This window comes from Vandammella animalimorsus (assembly GCF_002288875.1).
Taxonomy (GTDB): Bacteria; Pseudomonadota; Gammaproteobacteria; order Burkholderiales; family Burkholderiaceae_C; genus Lampropedia; species Lampropedia animalimorsus.
Map to the genome: position 1 here is coordinate 291,688 of NZ_NTBH01000003.1, position 12,826 is coordinate 304,513.

The following is a 12,826-nucleotide window of genomic DNA, read 5'->3' on the forward strand; positions in this document are numbered from 1 at the left end:
CAGGCCCTAGCGGCCAGCAGCCACACCGAATCGATCAACCTCACCAAAGAAGGCCTCTTTCATGCATGAGCCGCTGTCCATCCAGCCGCCGCTGTACGAACCCATTGCGCCCGGCGCCACCCTGGGGGTGATGGGCGCCGGCCAGCTGGGGCGCATGTTTGTGCATGCGGCCCAGGCCATGGGCTATGCCACGGTGGTGCTCGATCCGCAGCCGGGCAGCTCGGCCGGGCAGGCCAGTGAGCGGCAAATCGTCTGCGCCTATGACGATCCGCGCGGCCTGGCCGATCTGGCCAAGTCTGCGGCAGCCATCAGCACCGAATTCGAAAACGTACCGGCGCATGCTCTGACCGCCTTGGCCAAGCTCAACCGCGTCGTGCCGCCGCCCGTGGCCGTGGCCATCGCCCAGGATCGGGCGGCCGAGAAAATCCACTTCCAGCACCATGGCGTGCCGGTGGCGCCGTTTGCCGTGATCGATTCGCCGCAATCGCTGATTGCGGCTGCGCCCACGCTGTTTCCGGGCATTCTGAAAACGGCCCGCCTGGGCTACGACGGCAAGGGCCAAGTGGCCGTGGCCCATGCGCAGGAGTTGGAGGCTGCCTGGCATGCGCTGGGCCGCGTGCCTTGCGTGCTGGAAAAGCGCCTGGAGCTCGATTACGAATGCTCGGTGATCCTGGCGCGCGGCTTCGACGGGGCCATGGTGCATCTGCCCGTGCAGCGCAACATCCATCGTGGCGGCATTCTGGCCACCACGCTGGTGCTGCCCGGCAACATCGACGCTGTCGTGCAGGACAAGGCCTTGCAGGCGGCCCAGGCCATTGCCGTGGCCACCGAATACGTGGGCGTGCTGTGCGTGGAGTTCTTTGTGCTCAAGGACGGCAGCGTCGTTGCCAATGAAATGGCGCCACGGCCGCACAACAGCGGGCACTACAGCATCGACGCCTGCGACGTGTCGCAGTTCGAGCTGCAGGTGCGCACCATGGCCGGCTTGCCGCTGACCATGCCGCAGCAGCACAGCCCGGCCATCATGCTCAATCTGCTGGGCGATCTGTGGTTTCCGGCTGGCGAGGATGAGCCCGTCACGCCCGATTGGCCTGCCATTCTGGGCCTGCCCGGCGTGCACCTGCACCTGTACGGCAAGTCGCAGCCGCGCCCTGGGCGCAAGATGGGCCATGTCACCATCACCGCGCGCGGTACGGAAGCCGCCCTGCAGACTGCCGCCGAAGTGGCCGCAGCGCTGGGCCTGCCTAGTGATTTCGGCAGCCAGGCGCGCGCGCCCAGCCGCCACCCCTTTCTTGCCGCGCGCAGCGCCTGAGCGCCGCCGCCCCCGCCTGCCATGATCCTGCCGCCCAGCGAATCCGCCATCGCCCAAGCCATTGCTGCGTTGCAGCAAGGCCAGTTGCTGGGGCTGCCGACCGAGACGGTGTATGGCCTGGCTGCCGATGCCTGCCAGGATCAGGCCGTGCAGCAGATTTTCTTGCGTAAAGGCCGCCCGGCGCAGCACCCGCTGATCGTGCATGTGGCCGATGCGGCTGCTGCCGAATACTTTGCCGCCACCATCCCGGACTTTGCCCGCGCGCTGATGGCCGCTTTCTGGCCCGGCCCGCTGACGCTGATCCTGCCGCGGCGCCCGGGCGTGGCCGAGCGCGCCGCGGGCGGCCATGCCACGATCGGGCTGCGCTGTCCGGCCCATCCGGTGGCGCGCCAAGTGCTGCAACAAGGGCTGCAGGCCGACCCACCGATCCGTGGCCTGGCCGCGCCCAGCGCCAACCGCTTTGGGCGCGTCAGCCCGACCCAGGCTGAGCACGTCATCGAGGAGCTGGCCGGCAGCGGCCAGGGCGATTTGCTGGTGCTCGATGGCGGCGCCTGCGAAATCGGCATCGAATCCACCATCGTCGATTGCAGCCGTGGCCAGCCCGTGCTGCTGCGCCCCGGTCACGTACAGGCGCAGGACATCGCCCGCGTCACTGGCCTGCCCGTGGGCCGCAGCGGCGCAGCGCGTGATGCCCAAGATGACGACGCGCCGCAGGCGCCAGGCACGCTCAGCGCCCACTATGCCCCCAATGCCACGGTGCGGCTGATGGATGCCAGCGCCATCCAGACGGCGCTGGGCATTCTGGGCGCGCAAGGCAAGCACATTGCCGTGTATGCGCGCACGCCCATGCACAGCCCATCGCGTGACATCGTGCTGCGGCGCATGCCGGCCACGCCGCAGGCCACCGCACAGGAGCTGTTCCAGGTGCTTCGCAGCTTTGATGTCCAGGGTGTGAAGCTCATTTGGATCGAGACCGTGCCCGATGAGCCGGCTTGGGATGGCGTGCGCGACCGGATCGAGCGCGCGGCGGCCAGCGCCAGCGGATAAACTAGCGCGCTGTTGTGCCTTCGTTCTTGGCTCCGTTGCGACGGTTTTGGAAAAGCGGCGGCCGCCCGAAAGCAATGCGTGCGATGCGTTTGGCAATGCTGCGCTTTGTGCTTGGCAGGCGGGTGTGCTTTTCAGATCTGTGTTGTTGCGGGTCGAGAAAAATGGGCACAGGCTTTCGCCCGCCGGCCCATGCATGCCCGGGCCTGTGGGCCACCAGCGCTGCCCATGGCGATGCGCACGGTGCCTGCCCCATAGTGCCCGGCCGCGACGCTGGCCCAACGCAACCGGAGAACACCACCATGGCATACCAATGGCGCCGCTGCATCGCTCCGCTGGCAGCAGGCATTACCGCCGTCGCTTTGAGCGCCTGCGGCTCAAGCAGCACCGTCGAGTCGGCGCTCACCCCCAGCCGCATCATTGCGTTTGGCGATGGCCACAGCGACCTGGGCCAGAGAGGCTCGAGCTACACCGTCAATGGCACGGGGGGCATTTCGAACTGGAGCGAGCAGGTTGCACGCGACTACGGCTTGAGCCTGAAGCCTTCGGCGCAAGGCGGCCTGTCCTTTGCGCAAGGCAATGCGCGCGTCAGCGCCAAACCCGACGCCGCTGGCGAGGCCAGCACGCCGACGCTGGCCGAGCAGATTGACGCTTTCTTGGCCGCCCAGCAGTTTGGCCAGACCGATCTCGTGCTGGTCAGCGGCGGCACGGCCGACATCATCGTGCAGGCGCGCGCCGCTTTGGCGGGCCAGATCACGCGCGAGGCCGCGGGCCAGCAAGTGCGCCGCGCAGGCCAAGCCCTGACCGAGCAAGTGCAGCGCTTGCTGGCCAACGGGGCGCAGCACGTGGCCATCATCGGCAGTTACGACCTGGGCACCTCGGTGTGGGCGCGCAACTTGCAGGAGCAGGCGTTTCTGCGCGATCTGACGCGCCAGTTCAACGAGGGCTTCAAGGTCTCCATGCATGAGCAGGGTTTTGGCAATCGCGCGCTGTATGTGGATTTTGAGTACTACCTCAACAACATCACGACGGGGCCGCAGTATTTCGGCATCGAGCACATTGACCGTCCGGTGTGCACCTCGGTCGATGCCGGCGCCGGCATCGGCATTGGCGCAGGCCAGGTCAACTCCGCGCTGTGCAACAGCACGACGCTGGTCTCGCCCCAGGTCGAGCGTTATGGCTTTGCCGACGCCATTTACCTGACCCCCACGGTGCATCAGCAGTTTGGCAGCTGGGCCTACGGGCGTATTCGCGAGCGCTGGTGAGCGCGCTTGGGCGCGCAGGCCATGGTCACAAGGCCGGATGCCGATGAAAAAAGCCTGGGCGGCCGATAAGGCGCCCAGGCTTTTTGCGTAGAAGGGACGCGCACTTTTATTTGAGCCAGCCCTTGCGGCGGAAGTACAGCATGGGCAGCGCGGCGCTGGCAATCATCAGCCCCAGCGCGAAGGGGTAGCCGTATTTCCAGCTCAGCTCGGGCATGAACTGGAAGTTCATGCCGTAGATGCTGGCAATCAGCGTGGGCGGCAGCAGGGCTACGCTGGCCACCGAGAACAGCTTGATGATCTTGTTCTGGTTGATGTTGATGAAGCCGACGGTGGCATCCATCAGGAAGTTGATTTTGTCGAACAGAAAGGCCGTGTGGTTGTCCAGCGATTCGATGTCGCGCAGGATTTGGCGCGCATCCTCGAACTGCTCTGCGCTGAGGATTTTGCTGCGCATGAGAAAGCTCACGGCGCGGCGCGTGTCCATCATGTTGCGGCGGATCTTGCCGTTCAAATCCTCGTGGCGCGCGATGCTGCCCAGCACCTCGCCGGCCTGCTCGTCGTTGACCTCGCCCGAGAGAATGCGCTGGCTGGCCGCGTCCAGCTCGTCGTAAATCCACTCCAGCGAATCGGCCGAATACTCCGCATCGGTGTCGAACAGGCTTAGCAGCACCTCCTTGCAATCCTCAATCAGGCCGGGAATGCGCCGCGCGCGCAGGCGAAAGAGGCGAAACACCGGCACATCGTCCTCGCGGATGGAGAACAGCACGTTGTGGCTGCGCAGCTCGGGGTTTTGCAAATTCATGATGAAGGCCACGCGCACGTAGCGCGGCGAGTCGTCATCGATGAGAAAGTCGCTGCGGATGTGCAGCTCGCCGTTGTCTTCCTCGTAAAAACGCGCCGATTCCTCAATGTCGTCATCCACCGCATCGTCGGGGATGTGCAATGAGAAATGCTGCTTGATCCAGAGCTTTTCTTCCTGCGTGGGCGATTCCATGTCCACCCAGACGGGCTGGAGCTGGGTTAGGTCATGCAGGGTTTCGATGTCCTTTTGCACCAGGCGGCCATTGACCAGGACGAAGACATTGAGCATCGGGGCGCTCCATTGCGGCGTGACGGGTTGCGGGAAAGGGGCGAAGAGGGGGCTGGGGCGGCTTTCAGCGCCTGCCACCATGGCCCCCGGGCAATTTCCCGGACAGGCACGGCCTGGGCGCTGAAAGCTAGCGACTCGGGTCGGCTTCCATCGAGGACTCCAATTCAATGGCGCTACAAAACGGCATGGGTTTGCGGCACATGCCATGGCAAAGGGTGTTGCGCTGCAACAGGCGATTATGGCACTGGAGGCAGGCCTCCTAGCTCGGCTCCTGCGCCTGCAGCAGTTGCATGGCGCCTTGCAGATCGCGCCAGGCATCGCGCTTGGCGTGGGCGGCGCGCAGCAGGTAGGCAGGGCTGTAGCTGACCACCAATGCCGTGCCGCCGAACTGGTGCTGGGTTTTGCGCAGCGCCCCCAGCGGCAGCGATTCGCCCAGCAGGTGCTGGGCGCTGTCGCGGCCCAGGGCCAGGATGAGGGCCGGGCGCTGCTGCGCCAGCCAGGCCTGAAGGGACCAGTCTTGCCCCTGCCGGGGCTGGCCGTCTGCAGGGCGCTGCGCCCAGCTGCACCAAAGCCCTGGGCTGTGCGCCAGGCCCATGGCGCGCACCATGTTGTGTAGCAGCAGTAGCGCTGCGTCATGCTCAGGCCCGAGTGGGCGCAAATCGTCCACGACCAGCAGGCAGTTGCTGGCATGGACAGCTTGGTGGCTTTCGGGCGGGAACAGTGGCGCAGCAGGCGTCAGCACTGTGGCGCTTACGGGGTTGGCAGAGGTCGTGGCCGGAGGCCGGGCTTGGGGCGCTGCAGTAGCCCGCGCAAGAGGGGGACGGCCTGGGCGAGTGGAGCCGGACAGTGCGCCGTGAGGGGCATTACCCGGCGCCGTGTGCCCACTGCGCGCGGCCATGGTCGGTTCAGCAGCGGCCGCAGGCATGTCGCTGGGCCTGTGCGGAACGGCATTTGCCGGGGTTCGATCTGTTGTTGGCGCATGCGGTGTCGGCCCGAGCCACCATGGATCGGCCCCCATGGCCTGCAGCATGGCGTGGCGTCGGGCATCCAGCCAGGGGGGGCTGGCGCTGTCGGAGCGGCTGAGCATGGCCTAGAGCAAAGGAAAAGGTGCAATGGGGCAGGGCGGGCTGAAGCTGGCGGTCGATTGTAAGAGCCTGTTCGAAGGCTCTGCATGGCAGGCAATGAAGCGGATTGGGGGCGGCTTGCAGCGCCCGCAAAGCCCATCTCAAACCACTTCTTGCTAGCTCTGGCCTTTGAGCAGGCCCCAAGTCTTGGCGAAGCGCTGCTCAATCGCATCCAGCCGCAGCGGTGGGCGCAATGGCCAAGGACTTGCGCATCACGATGGCGTGCTCGCGCTGCTGGCCGTCGAGCGGGTAATAGTGCTTGCGCACGGCAATGGTCTGGTAGCCGGCCGCCACATAAACGTCCTGGGCGCGGGCATTGCTTTGCCGCACTTCCAGCCACAGCTGGGTGGCCTGCTGTTTCAGCGCCCAGAATTCCAGCGCCTGCAGCAGCAATTGGCCCAGTCCCATGCCGCGGCAGTCTGGGGCAACGGTGATGTTGAGCAGGTGGGCCTCGTCCACCCCAGGCATGGCCACCAGATAGCCCAGCAGGCGCTGCTCTTGCCACAGGCAAGGCATGTAAAAGCCTGCAGTGATGGAGTCTGCGAAGTTGCCTCGGCTCCAGGGATGGCTGTGACTGGCCTCTTCGATGGGCAGTACGGCATTCAGATCGTCCAGGGCCATGGCGCGCCAGTGACAGTCGGCCACTGGCGAGGGGGTGGTCATGGGGTCTGTGGCGGCAGAGGGCATTACGGCTTGCGTTCCAGTACCAAGAGCGGATCCAGGCGCACGTCGAACCAGTTCATGCCCCAGTGCAGATGGGGCCCGGTGGCGCGCCCGGTGGCGCCGACGGCGGCGATGATCTGCCCTTGTTCGACGCGCTGGCCGACCTGCACGTCGATACGCGAGAGGTGCAGGAAATTGGAGCTGATGCCAAAGCCATGGTCGATGAGCAGCGTGCCGCCAGTCAGAAACAGATTGGGGTTGGCAAAGGTGACAATGCCACCAGCGGGTGCTTTGACCGGTGTGCCGGTGGGGGCGGCGATGTCCATGCCCGAGTGGCCGCTGCCACTGGGAATGCCGTTGTAGACGCGCGCATTGCCAAAGCGCCCGCTGATGCGCCCTTTGACAGGCCAGATGAAGGGGTGGGCAAAGTCGGCGCGATCGTCGTCGCGTTGGCGCGCGGCAGTGACTTGGGCCTGCTCGCGTTTGATGCGCTCGGCAAGCTCCCCCTTTGGGCTGGCCGTTTTGGGCGGCACGCCCTTGACGTATTCAGTGGGCCAGTCGCGCGGCGTGACCTGGACCGTGGCCGTCAGCTGGCGGCCGTCGGGCGTTTGCACCTGCACAATCGCTGGGCCTGGCTCATTGCGGCCCACGCCGAATACGACCGTGCCATAGTTGGTGGTGCGCAGCACCCGGCCCCGGTATTGCACATGGCTGCCAGCGGGCACGCGACCGATCACCATAGATCCCTGCTGAACGCTGGCGGGAAAGCGCAGCACTCTGTCATCTGTGCCTGCGGGGGGTGTTTGTGCCAGTGTCGCGCCGCCCAGCAGTGGCATGGCCAGCAGCCAGGCAGTGAGCCAGCGGCGCGAGCGCAATGTCGTGACCGGCGCAGTCTTGAGCAGCTGGGGTGGGGTCGATATGGTGGGGTGGCGCATGGGCGGCATATGCAGATGTTGGTAGGGCACTATCGGGGATTGGCGGGCGGCAGCCAGTGTAGGCCCATCCCCTGCGCTGCGCGAGCCGAAAGCGCAGAACATGCCCATGGTGCCCGCCTGGCGAGCACATACGCAAATCTGCTGAAAAAACAACAGGATAAGAATAGTTAACGTTTGCTGGGGATTACCCTGGGGTAAACGTAACCACTTGTACGGAAATCCGATACACTGCACAGACCGATGTGCTCGCTGCTGCGGCATTTTCACTTTGAAACACCACACCGTGTTGCTGACAAATGGCCACTGAAGACCTTACCAAAAAAGCCACTGCCGAACTGGTCGTGCCCAGCGTTGCCAGGGCATTTCTGGTGGCCAAGCAGCTGACGCAGGAGCAGGTGGATGCCACGCTGCAGCGCGCCCGCAACGAAGGGCGGGACTTTCTCAGTGCGCTGGTCGAAGGCAACGTTCTGTCGGCCACCCAGGCGGCAAAAACCATTTCGGATGTTTTTGCTGTGCCTTACATCGACCTGGGCGCCGTCGATGCCATGCGCCTGCCGGCCGATCTGCTGGATTTGAAGCTGTGCCTGTCCTACAAAGTGATTGTGCTGGGCAAGCGCCAGAGCCGGCTGATCGTCGCCAGCGCCGACCCGAGCAACCGAGATACGGCGGAGAAGCTGAAATTTGCCACCCAGGCCTCCATCGAGTGGCTGGTGGCGGCGCACGACAAGATCTCAGCCTTGCTCGATGAGCTGGCCAAGGCCAATGCCCTCGATGGGCAGTCTTCGGATTTCCAGTTCGATGAGCTCGATGGCACCGTAGAGGAGGTGTCAGATGATGACGCTGGCGATGCCTCCAGCGATGCCGATGATGCGCCGGTGGTGCGGTTTTTGCAGAAAATGATCATTGATGCCTACCGTCTGGGGGCTTCAGACTTGCATTTCGAGCCGTATGAATTCAATTACCGTGTGCGTTTTCGCATTGACGGTGAGTTGCGTGAATATGCTGCACCGCCTGTTTCCATCAAGGAGCGCCTGGCATCTCGAATTAAAGTGATCTCCCGATTGGATATCGCAGAGAAACGTATCCCGCAGGATGGTCGCACCAAAATGCGCATTGGCGGAAAGTCCATCGATTTTCGTGTCAGTACCTTGCCTACACTGTTTGGCGAGAAAATCGTCATTCGTATTCTGGATTCCAGCAACGCCAAAATCGGCATTGATGCGCTGGGCTACGAGCCGATCGAAAAGGAGCGCCTGCTCACGGCCATCGAGCGGCCCTATGGCATGGTGCTGGTGACCGGGCCAACGGGCTCGGGTAAAACGGTGTCCTTGTACACCTGCCTGAACCTGTTGAACAAGCCAGGGGTGAACATCTCGACGGCGGAAGACCCCTCGGAAATCAACCTGCCGGGCGTGAATCAGGTCAACGTCAATGAAAAGGCCGGTTTGACGTTTGCTGCAGCCCTGAAATCGTTTCTGCGCCAGGATCCCGACATCATCATGGTGGGCGAGATTCGTGATTTGGAAACGGCGGACATCGCCATCAAGGCCGCCCAAACCGGGCACTTGGTCTTGTCCACGCTGCACACCAACGATGCCCCGACCACATTGACTCGATTGCGCAATATGGGGATTGCTCCCTTCAATATCGCTTCCAGCGTGATTCTGATCACTGCGCAGCGCTTGGCGCGTCGCCTGTGCAATCAGTGCAAGGAAGAAACCGATATTCCCGTGGATGCCTTGATTGATGCCGGGTTCAATTACGACGATCTCGATGGATCCTGGGTGCCTTACAAGCCGGTGGGCTGTTCGGCGTGCAATAATGGCTACAAGGGCCGGGTGGGTATTTATCAGGTGATGCCCATCAGTGAGGAAATTCAGCGCATTATTCTCAATGATGGCTCTGCCATCGAAATTCAGGAGCAGGCTGAAAAAGAAGGCGTGCGCACACTGCGCCAGTCTGGCTTGCAAAAAGTCAAGCTGGGCGTGACTTCTTTGGAAGAAGTGCTGGCTGTGACCAACGAATAATTCTCAGCATAACAACGAGGGCTAGAAATCATGGCAACCACTACTGCGGCTGCAAGCAAAGGCAAAACCAAAAGCGCCACCAAGACATTTCTTTATGAATGGGAAGGCAAGGATCGCAATGCCCGCGTAGTGCGTGGGGAAATGACGGCCGCAGGCGAGAACCAAGTGCGGGCCACATTGCGTCGCCAAGGGATTTTTGCGACCAAGATCAAAAAGCGCCGCATGAAATCCGGCAAGAAGATCAAAGGTCGTGATATTGCCGTCTTTACGCGCCAATTGGCCACCATGATGCGCGCTGGTGTGCCATTGTTGCAATCGTTCGATATCGTGGCGCGGGGCAACCCCAATCCCAATGTCACTCGTTTGCTCAATAACATCAAGGCCGATGTGGAAAGCGGAAGTCCGTTGAGTGCAGCTTTCAGAAAATATCCACTGTATTTTGATAATCTCTACTGCAATTTGGTTGAGGCAGGTGAGGCAGCAGGTATTCTCGAAGATCTGCTCGATCGTTTGGCTACCTACATGGAAAAGATGGAGGCGGTCAAATCCAAGGTGAAATCAGCGCTGATGTACCCTATAGCAGTGCTGGTGGTCGCAGCAGTGGTGTTGACGGTGATCATGATTTGGGTGATTCCGGCTTTCAAGGAAGTTTTCACCAATTTTGGTGCCGATTTGCCGGCTCCAACCCTGATTGTGATGGCCATCAGTGATTTTGTTGTGCAATGGTTTTGGTTGATTGCCATCGTAATTGGGGCGGGAAGCTATTTCGCCTATCAAGCCTGGCGCCGTAATGAGAAAGTGCAGATATTTGTCGATCGCACTTTGCTGAAGCTGCCCATCTTTGGTGAACTGGTGAACATGTCCAGTATTGCGCGCTGGACTCGAACACTGTCGACCATGTTTGCGGCTGGGGTGCCTCTGGTGGAATCGTTGGATGCCGTGGGGGGGGCATCGGGTAATTATGTGTATCGCAAAGCTACAGAAGATATCCAGAAAGAGGTTGCTACCGGAACCAGCCTGACAACAGCCATGACGAACGCCAATGTGTTCCCGTCCATGGTGCTGCAAATGACGGCCATTGGCGAGGAGTCGGGCTCGCTGGACCATATGCTGTCCAAGGCGGCCGATTATTACGAGGCCGAGGTGGACACCAAGGTGGAGGGTCTGTCCTCTTTGATGGAACCCATCATCATCGTGGTACTGGGGGTTTTGATTGGCGGCATTGTGGTGGCCATGTATTTGCCAATCTTCAAGCTGGGGCAGGTGGTTTGATGGCTTTGGATGCTTGGGCGGCGGCACTGATTTTTGCCCTGTTGGGTTTGCTCATTGGCAGTTTTCTCAATGTGGTGGTGTATCGGCTGCCTGTCATGCTGCAGCGTGCCTGGCGGCATGACAGCGTGGCTTTTCTGCGCGAGCAGGGAATTGAGTTGCCCGATGATGCTGCTGGGGAGACGACGCCATTCAATCTGGTGACACCGCGTTCGCGTTGCCGGGCTTGCGGACACCCTGTTTCTGCACTGGAAAATGTTCCGGTGCTGAGCTATTTAGTGCTGCGCGGGCGTTGCAAGGCATGCCAGACACCGATTGGTCTGCGTTATCCACTGGTAGAGCTGGCGACGGCGGCTGCGTTTGCATTTTGTGGCCATCAATGGGGCATGAGCTGGACGGCTGCGGCCTGGGCGTTTTTCTGTGCAGTCTTGATTGCGCTGATCCTGATCGACTGGGACACAACCTTACTGCCAGACACCCTGACGCTGCCATTGTTGTGGGCGGGATTGATGGCATCTTGGGTGGGGCTGATTGCCGTGCCGCTGCGCCAGTCGGTGCTTGGGGCGGCAGTGGGGTATTTGTCGCTCTGGTCGGTCGCCATGTTGTTTAAGCTGGTGACTAAGAAAGAGGGGATGGGCCACGGAGACTTCAAGCTGCTGGCTGCCCTGGGTGCTTGGCTGGGGGCTGGAGCGGTGTTGCCCATTGTGCTGGCCTCGTCCTTGTTGGGCGCTGTGGTGGGCTTGGTGCTCAAAGCGCGTCAAGGCCTGCGTGAAGGTGGCTATATCCCTTATGGCCCTTTCTTGGGCGGCGCAGGCCTGCTGATTTTGGTATGCACGCCAGAGCGTGTGAATGGCTGGCTGAACCGGCTGCTGGGTTTCTAATAGGCTGCTTTTTGCAGGGATATGGCCTGAAAAAACGATGGCTTTGGGTGTGATCTTTGCGCCCAAAGCCATCGTTTTTTGGTCTGTGCTGCTACAGCCTGAGTGACTGCTCTGTGAATGCAGTGCACTGGCCGACTGTCGAAGCAAGCTGACCCTGTTGCAGGGGGCAAGCCTTGGTAAGTCATAGGACGATCTGGCTTGACCCCTTGTCCGCTGATGTCACTGGGCCGTGATACCTGCTGATTTGACGATGTCGGCCCAGGCGGCGTAATCGTTTTGTACCCGTTGGGCAAAAGCAGCGGGGGCGCTGAAATCGGCTTTGGCCCCTTGCTGGAGAGCGCTTTGCGCAAACGTGGGTTCGGACACTACCTGTTCGATGCTGGCGGCCAGCTTGTCGATCACGGGCTGTGGCGTGCCCGCTGGCGCGAACACCCCAAACCATGAGGAGGCGTTCACGCCTGGGTAGCCTGCTTCTGCCGTGGTCGGAGCATCGGGCAGGCTGGGCAGGCGCTCACTGCCGGTCACGGCCAGTACCCGCAGGCGGCCCGATTGCACATGCGGCACGAAAGGAGGTGCTGTACCAAAGGTCAGATCCACCTGGCCGCCCAGCAGGTCCTGCAAGGCCGGGCCCGTGCCCTTGTAAGGCACATGCACCATCTGGATGCCGGCCTGTTGCTCCAACTGCACGCCGGTGACGTGTTGCAATGAGCCATTGCCAGAGGATGCGTAGTTGAGCTTGCCTGGGTTGGCCTTGGCATAGGCAATGAGCTCCTGCAGGCTCTTGACCGGCAGATCAGCGCGCACCACGACGATTTGCGGCGCTGCCAGCACGCTGGCCACGGGGATGAAGTCGCTTTGTTGCCATTGCGGCGCTGCGGTCACGTGCGGGGTGATGACGTGAAAGCCCGAATACTGCATCAACAGTGTGTAACCATCGGCCGCAGCGCGGCGCACCAGATTAGCAGCAATGGCGCCACTGCCGCCAGCCTTGTTGTCGACCACCACGGATTGCCCCAACACTTGGCCCAGTGGCTGGGCCAGCATGCGGCCGGCCAGATCAGTGGTGCCGCCGGGGGATGCGGGCACCACCAGCGTGATGGGTTGACGGCTTGGATAACCCTGCGCCCAGACTTGGCCCAGCGTGGCCAGGCCCAGCGCAGCGCCGGCCAGCAGCCAGCGGCTGGCAGCTGTTGTTGTTGTGGAAGAGATCATGCGG

11 protein-coding genes are annotated in these 12,826 nt (G+C 62.1%); 6 read left to right on the forward strand and 5 right to left on the reverse strand.

The annotated features are described in order from the left end of the window. Nucleotides 1-61: 61 nt before the first annotated feature. The 3 genes from CLI93_RS06810 (at nucleotide 62) to CLI93_RS06820 (ending at nucleotide 3,621) form a co-directional block, all read left to right on the forward strand. Nucleotides 62-1,312 (forward strand): 5-(carboxyamino)imidazole ribonucleotide synthase, encoded by a 1,251-nt coding sequence (locus CLI93_RS06810; RefSeq protein ID WP_095542931.1) that lies wholly within the window; start codon nucleotides 62-64, stop codon nucleotides 1,310-1,312. Between the two features lie 21 nt (nucleotides 1,313-1,333). Continuing rightward, on the forward strand, nucleotides 1,334-2,359 hold the full coding sequence (locus CLI93_RS06815; RefSeq protein ID WP_095542930.1) for an L-threonylcarbamoyladenylate synthase: 1,026 nt from the start codon (nucleotides 1,334-1,336) through the stop codon (nucleotides 2,357-2,359). 299 nt (nucleotides 2,360-2,658) lie between these two features. Continuing rightward, on the forward strand, nucleotides 2,659-3,621 hold the full coding sequence (locus CLI93_RS06820) for an SGNH/GDSL hydrolase family protein (RefSeq protein WP_095542959.1): 963 nt from the start codon (nucleotides 2,659-2,661) through the stop codon (nucleotides 3,619-3,621). Nucleotides 3,622-3,727: 106 nt separating this feature from the next. Here the strand turns inward: CLI93_RS06820 and corA are convergent, their stop codons facing one another. The 4 genes from corA to CLI93_RS06840 all read right to left on the reverse strand — a co-directional run bounded on the left by corA (nucleotide 3,728) and on the right by CLI93_RS06840 (nucleotide 7,433). Then, nucleotides 3,728-4,711 carry a magnesium/cobalt transporter CorA gene (gene corA, locus CLI93_RS06825; protein WP_095542958.1) on the reverse strand — a complete coding sequence of 328 codons (984 nt, stop codon included), beginning with the start codon at nucleotides 4,709-4,711 and terminating at the stop codon, nucleotides 3,728-3,730. A 259-nt stretch (nucleotides 4,712-4,970) separates the two neighbouring features. Next, entirely contained in the window at nucleotides 4,971-5,453 is a 483-nt protein-coding gene (locus tag CLI93_RS15125; protein ID WP_124856044.1) for a uracil-DNA glycosylase family protein, read from the reverse strand. A gap of 544 nt (nucleotides 5,454-5,997) precedes the next feature. After that, nucleotides 5,998-6,498 (reverse strand): ribosomal protein S18-alanine N-acetyltransferase, encoded by a 501-nt coding sequence (rimI, locus tag CLI93_RS06835; RefSeq protein WP_095542928.1) that lies wholly within the window; start codon nucleotides 6,496-6,498, stop codon nucleotides 5,998-6,000. Nucleotides 6,499-6,521: 23 nt separating this feature from the next. Beyond that, nucleotides 6,522-7,433 carry a M23 family metallopeptidase gene (locus CLI93_RS06840; protein WP_095542957.1) on the reverse strand — a complete coding sequence of 304 codons (912 nt, stop codon included), beginning with the start codon at nucleotides 7,431-7,433 and terminating at the stop codon, nucleotides 6,522-6,524. Between the two features lie 296 nt (nucleotides 7,434-7,729). Here CLI93_RS06840 and pilB point away from each other — a divergent pair, with 296 nt between their 5' ends. Genes pilB through CLI93_RS06855 form a run of 3 tightly spaced genes read left to right on the forward strand, consistent with a single transcriptional unit; the run spans nucleotide 7,730 to nucleotide 11,610 of the window. Further along, nucleotides 7,730-9,460: a type IV-A pilus assembly ATPase PilB gene (gene pilB / locus CLI93_RS06845; protein ID WP_095542927.1), complete on the forward strand. Its 1,731-nt coding sequence runs from the start codon at nucleotides 7,730-7,732 to the stop codon at nucleotides 9,458-9,460. A gap of 30 nt (nucleotides 9,461-9,490) precedes the next feature. Beyond that, nucleotides 9,491-10,732, forward strand: a complete 1,242-nt coding sequence (locus CLI93_RS06850) for a type II secretion system F family protein (RefSeq protein WP_095542926.1) — start codon at nucleotides 9,491-9,493, stop codon at nucleotides 10,730-10,732. After that, a complete protein-coding gene (locus CLI93_RS06855) occupies nucleotides 10,732-11,610 on the forward strand; it encodes a prepilin peptidase (RefSeq protein WP_095542925.1) in 879 nt (292 codons plus the stop codon). Before CLI93_RS06850 ends, CLI93_RS06855 begins: the two co-directional genes overlap by 1 nt. A gap of 219 nt (nucleotides 11,611-11,829) precedes the next feature. Here the strand turns inward: CLI93_RS06855 and CLI93_RS06860 are convergent, their stop codons facing one another. After that, on the reverse strand, nucleotides 11,830-12,822 hold the full coding sequence (locus tag CLI93_RS06860) for a Bug family tripartite tricarboxylate transporter substrate binding protein (protein ID WP_095542924.1): 993 nt from the start codon (nucleotides 12,820-12,822) through the stop codon (nucleotides 11,830-11,832). Nucleotides 12,823-12,826: the final 4 nt, after the last annotated feature.